Here is a 14,574-nt window from a genome sequence, read left to right as displayed (position 1 = left end):
ATCGAATCCGGTGTTTCAAGCCCGCAGCAATGCGGGCTTTTTATTTTTCATATGAGTCTATATGATGGAGGCGCCCGAAAAATAACCAGCTGGATCAAGCGTCAAAACCAAAAAAATAAAGGGCGATGAACAGAGCGAATCTCATTCATTCAACCATATAGAGCACGGACATGGACCACAGCGATTTGTTATGGGCAACACCGACGGATCTGCACCAGACCAGCCTGGACGGCTTGCGGGAGCTGGCCAACTCCTCCCTCAACCTGGCCCGGCAGATCATGCAGCATACCCGGGAAGGCATAGTGGTAATGGATCCGCGGGGGCGGGTGATCGGCGTCAATCCGGCCTTCTGCCGGCTCAGCGAGCTGGACGCGGCGGATATCGAAGGCCGCCATATCACCAATATCAACCATGATCTGCACGAGCGCCGCTACTACCGCCAGATCTGGCAGCGCCTGCTGCAGCAAGGGCACTGGCAGGGAGAGGTGCAGCACCATACCCGGCAGGGACGGCTGGCCACCCACTGGCTGATGCTGCACCTGCTGCGCGACGGCCGGGGGCGGGTCAGCCATATCATCGGCATCCTCGACGACATCAGCCGGCTCAAGCAGTCGGAGGAAAAGCTCAGCTACCTGGCTCACCACGATGCCCTCACCGGCACCGCCAACCGCAGCTTCCTGCTGAGCTGGTTCAACAAGGTACGGCTGTCATTGGACGAGGGCGAGCAACTGGCCCTGCTCTTTATCGATCTGGATCGCTTCAAGCCAATCAACGACAGCTTCGGCCACGGGGTGGGGGACCAGGTGCTCAAGGCCCTGGCCGGCCGTCTGCTGGCCCGGGTGGATGCCAACGAGCTGGTGGCCCGCATCGGCGGCGACGAGTTTGTCATGATATGGCGGGGGCGGCTCAGCACCGGCGAACTGCTGGCCAAGGCGGAGCAGTTGCTGGAAGAGCTGGAAGCCCCGGTGCTGGTGGGCGAGTATGAACTGAGCGTGGGGGCCAGCATCGGGGTCAGCCTCTATCCCGAGCACGGGCTGGAAATCGAGACCCTGCTGCGCTACGCCGATACCGCCATGTACGAGGCCAAGACGTTCAGCAGTGCCAAGGTGTGCCTGTTCGACAGCGCCCAGTTTGCCCGCCTGGAACAGCAACATCGTCTGGCCGGCGAGTTCCGCCTGGCGATAGAGCGCCGGCAGCTGTTTCTGGAGTACCAGCCCAAGCTGGAGCTGAGCTCACGGCGCCTGCTCAGCCTGGAGGCGCTGCTGCGCTGGCGCCATCCGGAATTGGGGGTGCTCTACCCTGATCAGTTCCTGCCCGCGGCCAAGGATGCCGGCCTGCTGTGCCGGCTGGCGGACTGGGTGTTCGGCGAGGCGGCGCGGCAATACCGTTGCTGGCGGGAGCAGGGCGGCTGGCAGGGGCGGGTCAGCATCAACCTGAACGGGCTGGAGCTGGAGCAGCACAGGGCCGCCCAGTTGCTCGACATCTTCGCCCGCGAACGGGTCAGCCCGAGCGACTTTATCCTGGAGCTGCGCAGCGACTTCATCATGCGCCGCAGCGAGTCGCTGATGGGCGCCCTGCACGCCTTCCGCAGCGCCGGCATGGCGGTCTACCTCGACAACGTGGGGGAGGGCCGGCTCAGCTTCAGCAAGCTGCGACAGTTGCCCATCGACGGCATCAAGATAGACCGCAGCCTGCTGTCGGATCACTTCGATCCCCTGGATCGGTCGGTGATCCGCTCCCTGCTGCTGTTGTCCCAGACCCTGGGGATAGAGGTGGTGGCCTGCGGGGTGGAAACCGCCGAGCAGATGCAGTTCCTGCACCAGCACGGCTGCAGCTCGGTGCAGGGGCAACTGCTGGCCGCCCCCATGACGGCAGGCCAGCTCGAGGCCTTCTACCGCAACGCCAGCGACGGGCTACGCCACTAGCCTTAATCGAGCCCGTGCAGGGAGAGGCGGCCCGGCGCCAGCTCCAGGCCCAGCACCCTCTCCTTCAACTGGCGCTGCAGCGGGTCTTCCTCATCCAGTACATAGACCGGATACTGGGACAGGTAACCGGCTATGCCCTGCAGCAGCATGGGCAGCATAAAACCGGCCTGGGGCGAGCTGCCGTCCTCGTTCAGCCGATAGCCGAGCAGCTCGAACTCCTCCAGGTAGAGGGCGCCCTGCTCGCTGTCGTAACGGGGACGGGCGCTGAAGTCGCCGCTGATATCCCAGTGATAATGGTTCTCTCCCTGACGGACCGAGACGATGCCCCGGCCCGAGACCCGGGCCTTGTCCGCTTCCTGCCGGCCCAGTTCGACCCCGAGATCCTGCAGCCTGATCCCCGCCGACAGCCATTCCCCCAGGGTGAGCGGGAACTCCCGCCCGAGCTGACGGTTGAGTTCGGTGTTGAGCTGCTGCTCGGTGATGGTCAGGGTTTGCGAGCAAGCAAAACTACTTATCCCAAACGTGATTAAAAAAAGTATAATTTTCATAAGCCTATATCTCTGTCCGGATTCGCTGCATCAGGGACAGTCTGCACCGTCCCGCTTGAAAGGAGCAAGGCGTTTTTGAGTGACTACATCTATACAGTATTGGGCTGGCTGCTGTTTCTCGCCCATACCAGCCTGGTGATAGGGGTGACCCTGAGGGTCATCATGAAGCGCCGGGCGGTGGGCGTGTCGCTGGCCTGGCTGGCGCTCATCTACGCCATTCCCATCCTGGGGGTGGCGGCCTATATCCTGCTCGGCGAGGTGCGCCTGGGTCGCAAGCGGGCGGAGCGGGCCAAGTCCATGTACCGGCCCTATGCGGACTGGATCAACGTGCTGGTATCCCGCTTTCCCGGCCAGCGCTTCGAGGTGAGCGACCCGGTCAGGCCGATCTACGAGCTGGTCAAGGCGCGGCTCAACATGCCGATGCTGAGTGGCAACGGCATGACCCTGCTGCAGCGGCCGGAGCAAATACTGGCGGCGATGCGGGCCGATATCCAGGCCGCGCGCAGCTCCTGTTACCTGGAGTTCTACATCTGGCATCCGGGCGGGCAGGCCGACGAGGTGGCCTACGCCCTGATGGAGGCCGCCCGGCGGGGACTGGACTGCCGGTTGCTGCTGGATTCGGTCGGCAGCGCCGATTTCTTTCGCAGCCGCTGGCCCAAACGGCTGCGGGAAGCGGGGGTCAAGGTGGTGGAGGTGCTGCCGGTGGGTGCCCTGCGGGTGCTGTTCGAGCGCCAGGATCTGCGCATGCACCGCAAACTGGTGGTGATCGACGACGACGTGGCCTATACCGGCTCCATGAACCTGGTGGATCCCTCCTGCTTCAAGCAGGACGCGGGGGTGGGCCAGTGGGTGGACATCATGCTGCGTATCCGCGGCCCCATAGTGCCCATCATCTGGTCCCTGTTCGTGTGGGACTGGGAGATGGAAACCGGCGAACGCCTGCTGGAGCAGCTGGAATACCACCCCATCAGTTGCCTGGACAACCAGCTCAAGCTGCAGTTGCTGCCCTCGGGTCCCTTTATGGGCGGAGACGCCATCCAGCAGAGCCTGCTCACCGCCATTTACCAGGCCAGGCGCAGGCTGGTGCTGATCACCCCCTATTTCGTGCCGGACGACCCCCTGGTGGCCGCCCTTTGCTCGGCGGCGGACAGGGGCGTGGAGGTGCAGCTGGTGCTGCCGGCCAAAAACGACTCGCGCATGGTCAACCACGCCTGCAACGCCTTTTTCGACGAACTGCTGCAGGCGGGGGTGGAGATCCACCTCTATGCCGCCGGCCTGCTGCACACCAAGTGCGTGCTGGTGGATCACCAGTTCGCCCTGGTGGGCACGGTCAACCTGGACAAGCGCAGCCTGTGGCTGAACTTCGAGATGACGCTGTTGGTGGACGACGGCCAGGCCATGGGCGAGCTGCTGCGGCTGGCGGACGATTACCTGAGCGATGCCCGGCCCCTGTCCTGGCTGGAATGGCGCAAGCGCCCGTTGCGCAAGCGGGTGGCGGAAAACCTCTTCTACCTGCTGAGCCCGCTGCTGTAGCCTGCAGCGAGAAGCTGGAGGCTTGCAGGCGGCCGGCGTTGTATAACGACAAGGCGTCATCGTCCGGCGTCGAGCCGGTCTGTGAAAATAAAAATGGCGCTGCATTGCAGCGCCATTTTTATTTTGCTTCCAGCTTCCAGCTTCCAGCTTCCAGCTTCCAGCTTTACTGCTGGTAATGCTTGAGGAAGCGGGCGATACGGCCGACGGCGTCCTCGATATCGTCCACCCGCGGCAGGGTGACCAGGCGGAAGTGGTCGGGCTTGGGCCAGTTGAAACCGGTGCCCTGCACGATCAGCAGTTTTTCCTGCAGCAGCAGGTCGTACACCATCTTCTGATCGTCCTTGATGTCGTACACCTTGGGATCCAGCTTGGGGAACATGTAGATGGCGCCCTTGGGCTTGACGCAGGACACCCCGGGGATCTGGTTGAGCAGCTCCCAGGCCTTGTCCCGCTGCTGGCGCAGCCGGCCACCGGGCAGCACCAGCTCGTTGATGCTCTGGTAGCCGCCCAGCGCCGCCTGGATGCAGTGCTGCATGGGCACGTTGGCGCACAGCCGCATGGAGGCGAGCATCTCCAGCCCCTCGATATAGTCCCGGGCCAGGTGCTTGGGGCCACTGAGCATCATCCAGCCCTGGCGGAAGCCGGCGGCGCGATAGCTCTTCGACAGGCCGTTGAAGGTGGCCACCAGCACGTCGTCGCACAGGGTGCAGACCGAGTGGTGGGCCACGTCGTCGTACAGGATCTTGTCGTAGATCTCGTCGGCGAAGATGATGAGCCGGTTCTGGCGGGCGATTTCCACCACTTCCAGCAGGAACTCGCTGCCGTAGACGGCGCCGGTGGGGTTGTTGGGGTTGATCAGCACTATGCCCTTGGTGCGGGGGCTGATCTTGGCCTTGATGTCGTCCAGGTCCGGGTACCAGTCGGCCTGCTCGTCGCACATATAGTGCACCGCCTTGCCGCCGGACAGGGTAACGGCGGCGGTCCAGAGCGGGTAGTCGGGGGCGGGTACCAGCACCTCGTCACCGTTGTTGAGCAGGGCCTGCATCGACATCACGATCAGCTCCGACACCCCGTTGCCGATGTAGATGTCTTCCAGGTCGGTGGTGCGCAGCCCCTTCTGCTGGTAGTACTGCATCACCGCCTTGCGCGCCGAGAAGAGTCCCTTGGAATCGCAGTAGCCCTGGCTGGTGGGCATGTTGAGGATGGCGTCCTTGAGCAGCTCCTCCGGGGCCTCGAAGCCGAAGGGCGCCGGGTTGCCGATATTGAGCTTGAGGATGCGGTGACCCTCGTCCTCCAGGCGGCGGGCCTCCTTGTGGACGGGGCCGCGGATGTCGTAACAGACGTTGTCCAGCTTGTGCGATTTCTCTACGGAATACATGGGTATCAAGGGCCTCGGGTTATGCAACTGCCAGGGAAACCACGGACAGGAGAGGCCGGCATGAGGCGCGGGCTTCGGGAAAGGCGTGTCCGGGAACGGGCAGTACAGACAGTCAATGGCGTCCATGATGGAGCTTTGGCAACCGGATGAAAAGGGGTAAAAGGGAGCTTTGGACGAAAAAAATCCTGAAAATGGCGCTTTGGCGTGAATGTCGGCGTCGGGACGCTGAAAAGGCGGCCTTGCGGCCGCCAGGGCAGGGCAGTGAAAGGAATTACTGGTACAGGTTCAGGTTGGTCTTGGCATAGGCCTCGAAGTCGGTGAAACCGCCGATGTGCTGCTGGTCGAGGAAAATCTGGGGCACCGTCTGCACCGGCTTGCCCACCGTCTTTTCCAGGTCTTCCTTGGAAATGCCCTCGGCGTGGATGTCCACATAACGGAACTTGAAATCGTCGCGCTCGGTGGTGAGCTTTTCCGCCAGCTCCTTGGCGCGAACACAATAGGGGCAACCGGGACGACCAAAAATCACAGCAAACATGGGCTCTCTCCTTAACGGGTTAACGGGGGCCAGTATAAGCAGCCGGGGGGCCCCGGTTAAATCGTTAATCCATTAATTATTGATTGGTTTTAACGATGGAGTCGGCAGCCAGGGCCTGCTCCAGCCACTGCCGCTCGAAGGCCCGGGCCGGCCAGTCGCCTTCGCCCCGGGCCAGTTGCTGCTCCTGTTCGGGACTGATGGACAGGCCGTTTTGCAGCAGCACGAAGGCCTTGCGGCCGCCGTCGGTGTCGATAAAGCCGGCCAGGTTCTGTACATGGGCGATGGTACCGGTCTTGGCCTGCACCCGTCCCTTGAGCGGTGTCTGGAGCACGCTCTTACGGTACTGGAGGGTGCCGCTTTCGCCGCTCACCGGCAGGGCCGCCACCAGCCAGTCGAGCGCCGGGCGCTCTGCCATCACCCGCAGTACCGCCAGCAGATCCGCGGCCCGCAGCAGGTTATGGGCCGACAGGCCGGAGCCGTCCGCCAGCCAGGCGGGACCCAAATCGATGCCGGCCTGCGCTTTCAGGATCTCCCGCACCGCCTGGCCGCCGTTGCGAAAGCTGCCGGGCTGGCCGAAATGCTCGGCGCCCAGGGTGCGCAGCAGGCTGTCGGCGTAGAGGTTGTCGGAGTGGATCAGGATGCGTCGTACCAGTTCCCGCAGGGGCGGCGAGGCGTGGCTGGCGAGCACCGGCCAATCGGCGGCATCCTGCCGGCTGCCGCTGATCCGGCCGGAAAGCGCGATGCCGGCCTGCCCCAGGGCCCAGCGGCTGAGGGCCTCGCCCCAGGCGTCCAGATCCTGGATGGCGAAGCGCAGCGGCCAGGGCTCCTGGCGTGGCCCTGTGCAGCCGCTGAGGTGATAGCGGTTGGGCGGGCTCATGTCCACCTCCAGCTCGCAGAAGCGGGCCCGGCGCTCGGCCTCGCCCAGCACCGCCACCTCGGCGCTCACCGACACCGGCTGGTGCGCCGGCACAGTGGCGCGGGCCGGCTGGCCGAGGCGGGCGTAGAGGGCGCCCTGCACGCAGTTCCTGTCCAGGATCAGCGCCGCCGGCGGTGCCGTGTAGCAGACCCCGAGGTCGTTCCAGGACCAGCCGTTGCCCCTGTCGTAGCCGCCGAAACGGGACTGGTTGAGCAGCAGGTTGCCGCTGATGCGGCGGATGCCGCTGCCGGCCAGCAGATCCCGCAGCTGCTCCCGGGTAAGGCTGGGATCGCCGACAAAGTCGATCAGCAGATCCCCTACCAGCAGGCCGTTTTCGAGCCTGCCCCGGTAGCGCAGCCGGGTTTCATAGCGCCAGTCGGGCCCCAGGGCCAGGGCGCCCGCCAGGCTGGTGAGCAGCTTCTGGGTGGAGGCGGGCTTGAGCAGTTGCTCGGGGTTGTGGCTCTGCTCGATACGGCCGCTGTCGAGGTCGGCCAGCAGCCAGGCGGCCTGGCCGTGCTCCGGCGGCGTGGCCGCCCGGGCGGCCAGGGCGGTAAAAAGAATGGCGAAGCCGGTTAATGCGGTTTTTATCATGGATGTGCTCTTTGGTGATGTCTTGCCTGTGGTCTGCGGGGCCAATATAGCATGCCAGTCTCCGGCCCTTATCCCAATTCATGGGCGCGCCGGTAGCGGCCCTGGTAGTCGAAGATCTTCTCCTTCACCTGCCAGCCCCGTTTGTGCTTGCGGGCGATGACGAAGTCCGGGTGGCGAAAGCGCGCGGCGGCGGCCTCCACCTCGGCCAGGCCGGCGAAATCCGGCTCCAGGCCCGGGGCGGGCCAGTGGGGAGCCACGAAGTCCCGGAAAAAGCGGCCCTTGGGCCCCTTGGCGTCGAAGCCATACCATTGCACCAGCTCGGTGCCGTCCTCGTCGTGATAGGTCACCTTGAGCGCCGGGCCGAACCTGCCCTGCTCCGCCGCCAGCGTCATGCCGGCGCAGCGCAGCACCAGGGCGTCCTTCAGCGCCAGGGCTTCCTTCAGTTGCTTGTCCGGATCCACCAGCAGCTGGCCGCAGTCGTGGCACTGGCGGGCGGCGATGTCGTTTTCCGCCAGGCACTGGGGGCAGGACTTGAAGCGGAAACGGTAGCCGCATTCCTCCCGTTGGCCCTCGTCGTCTTCGAACAGGCCCTGGCAGCGGCGGCCGAAGTGCTCCAGCACCCGGCCCTCGGCGTCGGTCTTGCCCCAGAAGATATTGGCGAAACCGCAGGCGGGGCAGGGCACCTGCACCTGGGTGCTGTCCGGATGGGGCCTGGGCTCGCCCACTTCGGGGGCGAAGAGGTCCATGTTGTTGCCCGCGTAATCCAGCACCAGGCAGTCGTGCTTGCCCGGCGAAAGGCGCAGGCCCCGGCCCACTATCTGCTGGTACAGGGCCACCGACTGGGTGGGGCGCAGAATGGCGATAAGATCCACATGGGGGGCGTCGAAGCCGGTGGTGAGCACCGCCACATTGACCAGGAACTTCAGCTCCCGGGCCTTGAAGCGGCGGATGATGGCGTCCCGCTCCGGGCCGGGGGTCTCGCCGGTGATCAGCGCGGTCTGCCCGGGCGGCAACAGGCCGGCCACTTCGGCGGCGTGGCGCACGGTGGCGGCGAAGATCATCACCCCTTGCCGGGGCTCGGCGTAGTCCTGAATTTGCGCCACTATGTGGGGGGTGACCCGGGGCTGGCGGGCCAGTTCCCGATCCAGCGCCTGCTCGCTGAACAGCCCCTGCTCATAAAGACGGGAAAAGTCGTAGTGCACCACGGGGGCGTCCACCAGTTGCGGCGGGCACAGGTAACCCTGCTTGATCATCAGCCGCAGCGGCAGCTCGAACAGGCAGTGTGTGAAAAAGCGCGGCGCACGACTGCGCACCATGCCGTGGTGGTGGCTCTGGTAGATCCAGCCCAGCCCCAGACGGTAGGGAGTGGCGGTGAGCCCCAGCACCTTGAGCCTGGGATTGTCCCGACGCAGGTGGTTGACCACCTGCAGGTACTGGCTGTCATCGTCGTCCGACACCCGGTGGCACTCATCGATCACCACCAGGCTGAAGCCGGAAAAGGCGTCCAGGTTGCGTGCCACCGACTGCACCGAGCCGAACACCACCTGGGTATGGGCCTGCTTTTGGCCCAGGCCGGCGGAGAAGATGGCCGCCTCCCGGCCGTAGGCGCTGTACTTGGCGTGGTTCTGCTCCACCAGCTCCTTGACATGGGCCAGCACCAGCACCCGGCCCCGGGCCAGGCGGGCCAGCTCGGCGATCACCAGGCTCTTGCCGGCGCCGGTGGGCAACACCAAAAGTCCCGGCGCATCATGGCGGCGAAAGTAGTCCAGGGTGCGGTCGACCGCGTCCTGCTGATAGGGGCGAAGGGTAAACATCGGGCCTCACATTTGCCCCGGAATAGGGTATCTTTAGCCTCTATTTGTGAATAACCGAGGCAAACATCTCTATGATCATCAAACCCAAGGTCCGTGGCTTTATCTGCACCACCACCCATCCGGTCGGCTGTGAGGCGAATGTACGCGAGCAGATCGCCTACGTCAAAGCCAAGGGCAAACTGGCGCAGGGGCCGAAGAAGGTGCTGGTGATCGGCGCGTCCACCGGTTACGGCCTGGCTTCCCGCATCAACGCCGCCTTCGGCAGCGGCGCCGCCACCATCGGCGTCTTCTTCGAAAAGCCGGGCACCGAGAAAAAGACCGGCACCGCCGGCTGGTACAACGCCGCCGCCTTCGACAAAGCCGCCAAGGAAGAGGGCCTGTACGCCAAGAGCATCAACGGCGATGCCTTCTCCAACGAATGCCGCGAAAAAGTGATTGAGCTGATCAAACAGGACCTGGGCCAGATCGATCTGGTGGTCTACTCCCTGGCCTCGCCGGTGCGCAAGCTGCCCGACAGCGGCGAAGTGGTGCGCTCCGCGCTCAAGCCCATCGGCGAGCCCTACAAGTCGGTGGCCCTCGACACCAACAAGGACGTGCTGGTGGAAGCCGTGGTCGAGCCGGCCAACGAGCAGGAAATTGCCGATACCATCCAGGTGATGGGCGGCCAGGACTGGGAACTGTGGATGAATGCCCTGGACGCCGCCGGCGTGCTGGCCGAGGGCGCCAAGTCGGTGGCCTATTCCTACATCGGCACCGATCTGACCTGGCCCATCTACTGGCACGGCACCCTGGGCAAGGCCAAGGAAGACCTGGACCGCGCCGCCCATGCCATCGACGCCAAACTGAAGGCCGGTGGCGGCAACGCCCATGTGGCGGTGCTCAAGTCGGTGGTGACCCAGGCCTCCGCCGCCATCCCGGTGATGCCGCTGTACATCTCCATGGCGTTCAAGGTGATGAAGGAGCAGGGCATCCACGAGGGCTGTATCGAGCAAATCCAGCGGCTGTTCCATGATCGTCTCTACAGCGGCCAGCCCGCGCCAGTGGACGAGCAGAACCGCCTGCGCCTGGACGACTGGGAACTGCGCGACGAGGTGCAAAACGCCTGCCGCGAAATCTGGCAGAAGATCACCGACGACACCATCTATGAGCTGACCGATTACCAGGGCTACAAGGACGAGTTCCTGCGCCTGTTCGGCTTCGGCCTGGCCGGTGTCGACTACGACGCCGACGTCAACCCGGAAGTCGGCTTCGATGTGATCGAACTGGTGTAAACCGCTTTTTTCTGCGAAAGCCCCCGAAGCGGGGCTTTCTTTTTTTCAAGGAGCAAGCTCATGCCCCACTGCGTCATTGAATACTCCACCACCCTGGGACGCCAGCTCAGTCCTTCTGCCCTGGTCATGGCGGTGCACCAGGGGGCCCTCGACAGTGGCCTGTTCGAGGAGGCCGACATCAAGAGCCGGGCCATCGGTTACGATTACCACCACAACGGCGGCTCCAGCCGGGATTTTGTGCACGCCACCCTGAAGATATTGTCGGGGCGCACGCCGGAGCAGAAACAGGCCCTGTCGGCCGGGGTGCTGGATGCCCTGGCCGGCCTGGGGCTCAAGGATATCTCCCTCACCGTGGAGGTGGTCGACATGGAGCGGGAGTGCTACGCCAAGCGGCTGGACTGAATCCGACAGAACAGGTCCCATGGCGTGCCGGCGGGGTTTGCCGCCCGCGGCCGGCGGGAGTAGAGTGAAGAAAAGACCGCAGCCCCGGAGGCCTTATGCAGACCAGATACAAGTTGGGAACCTTATTGCTCGGTGGAGTACTGGGCCTCGGCCTGGCGCCCGCCTGGGCCCAGCCGCCCGAAGGCAAGGGCCAGGGGAATGCCCCGGGGCAGCAACGGGAGCAGTTGCTGCGCAACGAGAGCCGGGGGGATGTGTCCCGGGAACGTGAGCGGGACTGGCAGCGGGACGAGCGCCGCGGCGAACGGCGTGACTACGATCGGCGCGAGCCCCGGATTGACGAGGCCTCCCTGCGGGTGATCTTCCGCGAGCACCGCGACTGGATCGGCTACGATCAGAGTCGCGATGCCCTGCCGCCGGGTATCCGCATGAATCTGGCTCGGGGCAAGCCGCTGCCCCCGGGCATCGCCAAGCAGTTCGACCCGCGTCTGCGAGCCCGCCTGCCCCACTATGATGGCTACGAATGGCGCCGGGTTGGCGACAAGGCGATACTGGTCGACATCGCCACCCAAAACGTGCGCTTTATCCTGGAAAGCATCCTCGACTGAGACAGGGCCCCGGCCGGGGCCCTATCTCATCACCACCCGATTACGGCCGCCGTGCTTGGCGGCGTAGAGCGCCTCGTCGGCCTGACGCAGCCATTCCATGTGGCTGTTCGGGCCTTCCCGCAGGGGGGCCGCCCCCAGGCTGACGGTGTAGCGGATCTCGCCCTCCCGGGTGCTGACCACCGCGGCTTCAAAGGCCCGGCGCAGCCGCTCGCAGATAATGCGGGCACCTTCGGCATCCGTCTGCGGCAGTATGATGCCGAATTCCTCGCCACCATAACGACCCGCCTGATCCGCCTGGCGCAGGGCGTCCCGGGTAATGGCGGCCACCTGGCGGATGACGTCGTCCCCGGCCAGGTGGCCGAACCTGTCGTTGATCTGCTTGAAATGGTCGATGTCGAACAGCACCAGGGTGGATGCCTGGCCGTAGCGGCGGAAGCGGGTGAATTCGGCGTCGAGCAGGGTCTCCCAGGTACCGCGGTTGAGCAGGCCGGTGAGCCGGTCGGTCATGCTCAGCCGGGCCAGCTGTTCGTTGGCCTGCTCCAGGGCCAGCCGGCTGCTGGCCACATCGGTGACGTCATACACCATCAGGCAGACCCGCCGGATACTGCCGTCGGGATCAGACAGCGGGCTGATGGTCAGGTTCTGGAACATGTATTCCTGGGTGCCGGTCACCGGGCGGCTGTTGCGAAAGCGGAACAGCCAGGGCCTTTGTTCCCAGGAGGTGAAGGCCCGGGTGTTGAGGGTGACCACGGTGTCCACCTTGCGCCGCAGCCAGGTTTCGGGCAGCTCCGGGAAGAGACGAAACAGGTTGCGGTCGCGCACGGCGGTGGAGGTCAGGCCGCTGTGGTTTTCCATAAAGCCGTTCCACAGCTGCACCCGAAAGTCCAGATCGACCACCACCAGTCCTATTTCGACCGACTCCAGCATATCCGCCAGCCAGTGGAATCCATGGGCATCCTGCTCGGTGAGGTTCATCGCTTACTCCGCCATGTAGCAAAGGCGTTGCTCCAGTCGGCCGACCGACTCTTCCGTGAGCAGCACCAGTAAATTGCAGTGAATATGATGGTGTTCGAGTTCGTAGGGGATCTCGATGCACAACAGTTGCTCGCTCTGCCGGCGGTGGTGTTCCAGCAGCACGTCCACCCGCTGGTGCCGGCCGAGCACTGTGGGGTGGCCGAGTCCGAGGCGGATGTCGAGCTGGTCTCCCAGCCCCTTGAGGAAGGCGCCGAACAGTATGCTCGACATGTCCATCAATATCTCCACGTCCGGCGCCCCGGCGTCCCCATCGTAGTGCAGCAGCCGTGCCATTTCCGCCATGCTGGCATCCGAAAACAGCAGCAGCGCCTCGCCGGACACGCCGGCCCCGACAAAGCCCTGGCAGACCGCGGAATAGCACTCGCCGTTTTTCGCCGCCGAGATGGCCATGCTGAGTTCGCTGCGGGCGATGGGGGCCACCTTGGGGATGGGCTGGCGGATGAAGATCTTGAGCAGACGGGCCAGCAGATCCGAGGCCTGGCCCATGGCGACGTTGGCCAGTTCCTGCAGGTAGTCGTCCAGGGAGAGGGAGGCATCGGGGAGCGGGGCCGCTGATGGCACCAGCGGGGCGGCTTCGGCCGGCTGGTAGAGGCCGTACCGGCGCAGCAGCCCGCTCAGCTCGGTGGCATCGACGGGTTTGCGGACAAAGGCCATGGCGCCCAGGGCCTGGACTCGTTCCTGGGCCTGCGGCTGGATATCGCCGGACACCACCAGGGTCATCACCGGCAGATCCTCGGCCCTGATGGCTTCCAGCACCCCGTAGCCGTCCAGCTCGGGCATGTTCAGATCGAGAAAGAGCAGATCGATGCCGCCGGTGCGCAACTGTTGCAGGGCATCGAGGCCGTGTTCGGCGAAATGGAGTTCAAGCTCCCAGCCCGCAGGCAGGGATCTGGCCATTTGCTTGCGAGCCAGGGCCGAGTCGTCACAGATCAGAACGCGTGTCGTCATGCCATCCTTTGCCTGTCGATAAATGGGAGAGAGCCGTCATCCGGCCGAAAGGCGATTATTCAACCATAATCGGAGGCCGGAGGACAGGTGACAAACGGCACCTAGATCGCATTCTGGGTGTTCGGGTTCTTTTTTTGCGATCCGGGACCACATCCCGGGCCGCAGCTCTCCGTCCCCTGTCCAGGCGAGGGGGACTGGGATAACCTAAATAACCGCTCCTAATAGTGCTACATCGACCGGGTCCCGCACGCAGACGCGCCGTTAACCCATCCCTGGGGGCTCCGCCGCGCCATCCCTGGCGCGGAGGGTCTGCTTAGCGGAACCCTGTCGCTGCCGGTAGTGATCTACTATTCGGAACAGTTAGTTAGAACATGACCCTGACTCCAGAACCACGAGGAAATCCTATGAAGCTTTATGAACTGGCGACCACGCCCAATGCCCGGCGGGTGAATCTCTTTCTGGCCGAGAAGGGGATAACGGTCGAGCGGGTGCAGGTGGACGTACGGGCCGGGGAAAACCTGACGCCCGAATTCCGGGCCAAGAGTGCCAACGGCCGCATTCCCTTGCTGGAGCTGGACGATGGCGGCTATCTGTGCGAGTCGGTGGCCATCTGCCGCTATTTCGATGAGCTGTACCCGGATGAACTGGCCCTGTTCGGCGACAGCCCCCTGGACCGGGCCCGGGTGGAGATGTGGCACCGCATCGTCGAACTGGACGGACTCATCCCCGCTTTCCAGGCCTTCCGCAACCTGAGCGGCGTCTATCGGGATCGGGAACACTGCGTCCCCGCCTGGGGCGAGGAGTCCAGGGCCCGGCTGCAGGCCTTCCTGCCCCGGCTGGAGCAACGCCTGGGCGAGAGCGACTATCTGGCCGGGGCTCGCTACTCCATCGCCGACATCGCCGCCTATGTGCTGATAGGCTTCCTGCCGCGGCTGGACATTTCGGTGGCGGAGCTGCCCCAATTGCAACGCTGGCTGGACCGGCTGCGCCTGCGTCCCGCCCTGGCCGGGTGCTGAGCCGCGTCGCCGTTTCCAGGAACTGTGGCAATGCTCGCGCATTTTCCCGCTCGGCCG

General features: G+C 64.5%; 13 protein-coding genes. 6 read left to right on the top strand and 7 right to left on the bottom strand.

The window, feature by feature from the left end:
- The first annotated feature begins 170 nt into the window (after positions 1-170).
- Positions 171-1,925, top strand: a complete 1,755-nt coding sequence (locus AN401_RS13260) for a putative bifunctional diguanylate cyclase/phosphodiesterase (protein WP_094039828.1) — start codon at positions 171-173, stop codon at positions 1,923-1,925.
- A gap of 2 nt (positions 1,926-1,927) precedes the next feature.
- Here the strand turns inward: AN401_RS13260 and AN401_RS13255 are convergent, their stop codons facing one another.
- On the bottom strand, positions 1,928-2,473 hold the full coding sequence (locus tag AN401_RS13255; protein ID WP_094039829.1) for a DUF1439 domain-containing protein: 546 nt from the start codon (positions 2,471-2,473) through the stop codon (positions 1,928-1,930).
- A gap of 75 nt (positions 2,474-2,548) precedes the next feature.
- On the opposite strand from AN401_RS13255, the gene cls reads away from it, so the two are divergent.
- Positions 2,549-4,006 (top strand): cardiolipin synthase, encoded by a 1,458-nt coding sequence (cls, locus tag AN401_RS13250; protein ID WP_094039830.1) that lies wholly within the window; start codon positions 2,549-2,551, stop codon positions 4,004-4,006.
- A 163-nt stretch (positions 4,007-4,169) separates the two neighbouring features.
- On the opposite strand, the gene AN401_RS13245 is transcribed toward cls, so the two are convergent.
- The 4 genes from AN401_RS13245 to AN401_RS13230 form a co-directional block, all read right to left on the bottom strand.
- Complete coding sequence (locus AN401_RS13245) at positions 4,170-5,384, bottom strand: pyridoxal phosphate-dependent aminotransferase (protein WP_094039831.1); 1,215 nt, start codon at positions 5,382-5,384, stop codon at positions 4,170-4,172.
- Between the two features lie 271 nt (positions 5,385-5,655).
- The gene (locus AN401_RS13240) at positions 5,656-5,919 is read right to left on the bottom strand and encodes a GrxA family glutaredoxin (RefSeq protein WP_094039832.1); all 264 of its coding nucleotides are present in this window, start codon (positions 5,917-5,919) and stop codon (positions 5,656-5,658) included.
- A 76-nt stretch (positions 5,920-5,995) separates the two neighbouring features.
- Positions 5,996-7,426 carry a D-alanyl-D-alanine carboxypeptidase/D-alanyl-D-alanine endopeptidase gene (dacB, locus tag AN401_RS13235; protein WP_096779632.1) on the bottom strand — a complete coding sequence of 477 codons (1,431 nt, stop codon included), beginning with the start codon at positions 7,424-7,426 and terminating at the stop codon, positions 5,996-5,998.
- 68 nt (positions 7,427-7,494) lie between these two features.
- On the bottom strand, positions 7,495-9,240 hold the full coding sequence (locus tag AN401_RS13230; RefSeq protein ID WP_096779631.1) for a DEAD/DEAH box helicase: 1,746 nt from the start codon (positions 9,238-9,240) through the stop codon (positions 7,495-7,497).
- Between the two features lie 71 nt (positions 9,241-9,311).
- Here AN401_RS13230 and fabV point away from each other — a divergent pair, with 71 nt between their 5' ends.
- The 3 genes from fabV to AN401_RS13215 all read left to right on the top strand — a co-directional run bounded on the left by fabV (position 9,312) and on the right by AN401_RS13215 (position 11,518).
- Positions 9,312-10,511 carry an enoyl-ACP reductase FabV gene (fabV, locus tag AN401_RS13225; RefSeq protein WP_096779630.1) on the top strand — a complete coding sequence of 400 codons (1,200 nt, stop codon included), beginning with the start codon at positions 9,312-9,314 and terminating at the stop codon, positions 10,509-10,511.
- Between the two features lie 60 nt (positions 10,512-10,571).
- Positions 10,572-10,913 (top strand): 5-carboxymethyl-2-hydroxymuconate Delta-isomerase, encoded by a 342-nt coding sequence (locus AN401_RS13220; RefSeq protein WP_096779629.1) that lies wholly within the window; start codon positions 10,572-10,574, stop codon positions 10,911-10,913.
- A 95-nt stretch (positions 10,914-11,008) separates the two neighbouring features.
- The gene (locus AN401_RS13215; protein WP_094039837.1) at positions 11,009-11,518 is read left to right on the top strand and encodes an anti-virulence regulator CigR family protein; all 510 of its coding nucleotides are present in this window, start codon (positions 11,009-11,011) and stop codon (positions 11,516-11,518) included.
- 21 nt (positions 11,519-11,539) lie between these two features.
- Here the strand turns inward: AN401_RS13215 and AN401_RS13210 are convergent, their stop codons facing one another.
- Complete coding sequence (locus AN401_RS13210) at positions 11,540-12,493, bottom strand: GGDEF domain-containing protein (protein ID WP_094039838.1); 954 nt, start codon at positions 12,491-12,493, stop codon at positions 11,540-11,542.
- A 3-nt stretch (positions 12,494-12,496) separates the two neighbouring features.
- Complete coding sequence (locus tag AN401_RS13205; protein ID WP_094039839.1) at positions 12,497-13,501, bottom strand: response regulator; 1,005 nt, start codon at positions 13,499-13,501, stop codon at positions 12,497-12,499.
- 404 nt (positions 13,502-13,905) lie between these two features.
- Here AN401_RS13205 and AN401_RS13200 point away from each other — a divergent pair, with 404 nt between their 5' ends.
- Positions 13,906-14,517, top strand: a complete 612-nt coding sequence (locus tag AN401_RS13200) for a glutathione S-transferase family protein (protein ID WP_094039840.1) — start codon at positions 13,906-13,908, stop codon at positions 14,515-14,517.
- Positions 14,518-14,574 lie beyond the last annotated feature (57 nt).

Origin of the sequence: Zobellella denitrificans (genome assembly GCF_002407485.1) — a bacterium.
In the GTDB taxonomy this organism is placed as follows: domain Bacteria; phylum Pseudomonadota; class Gammaproteobacteria; order Enterobacterales; family Aeromonadaceae; genus Oceanimonas; species Oceanimonas denitrificans.
The sequence above is the reverse complement of the archived record's forward strand: the minus strand, read 5'-3'. Positions and strand labels throughout refer to the sequence as shown.

What these genes read in the sequence shown, in the direction of transcription:
- AN401_RS13200 (WP_094039840.1), top strand. Translation starts at nt 13,906, where the DNA reads ATGAAGCTTTATGAACTGGCGACCACGCCCAATGCCCGGCGGGTGAAT.
- AN401_RS13240 (WP_094039832.1), bottom strand. Translation starts at nt 5,919, where the DNA reads ATGTTTGCTGTGATTTTTGGTCGTCCCGGTTGCCCCTATTGTGTTCGC.
- AN401_RS13210 (WP_094039838.1), bottom strand. Translation starts at nt 12,493, where the DNA reads ATGAACCTCACCGAGCAGGATGCCCATGGATTCCACTGGCTGGCGGAT.
- AN401_RS13220 (WP_096779629.1), top strand. Translation starts at nt 10,572, where the DNA reads ATGCCCCACTGCGTCATTGAATACTCCACCACCCTGGGACGCCAGCTC.
- AN401_RS13245 (WP_094039831.1), bottom strand. Translation starts at nt 5,384, where the DNA reads ATGTATTCCGTAGAGAAATCGCACAAGCTGGACAACGTCTGTTACGAC.
- fabV (WP_096779630.1), top strand. Translation starts at nt 9,312, where the DNA reads ATGATCATCAAACCCAAGGTCCGTGGCTTTATCTGCACCACCACCCAT.
- dacB (WP_096779632.1), bottom strand. Translation starts at nt 7,426, where the DNA reads ATGATAAAAACCGCATTAACCGGCTTCGCCATTCTTTTTACCGCCCTG.
- AN401_RS13230 (WP_096779631.1), bottom strand. Translation starts at nt 9,240, where the DNA reads ATGTTTACCCTTCGCCCCTATCAGCAGGACGCGGTCGACCGCACCCTG.
- AN401_RS13260 (WP_094039828.1), top strand. Translation starts at nt 171, where the DNA reads ATGGACCACAGCGATTTGTTATGGGCAACACCGACGGATCTGCACCAG.
- AN401_RS13215 (WP_094039837.1), top strand. Translation starts at nt 11,009, where the DNA reads ATGCAGACCAGATACAAGTTGGGAACCTTATTGCTCGGTGGAGTACTG.
- AN401_RS13205 (WP_094039839.1), bottom strand. Translation starts at nt 13,501, where the DNA reads ATGACGACACGCGTTCTGATCTGTGACGACTCGGCCCTGGCTCGCAAG.
- AN401_RS13255 (WP_094039829.1), bottom strand. Translation starts at nt 2,473, where the DNA reads ATGAAAATTATACTTTTTTTAATCACGTTTGGGATAAGTAGTTTTGCT.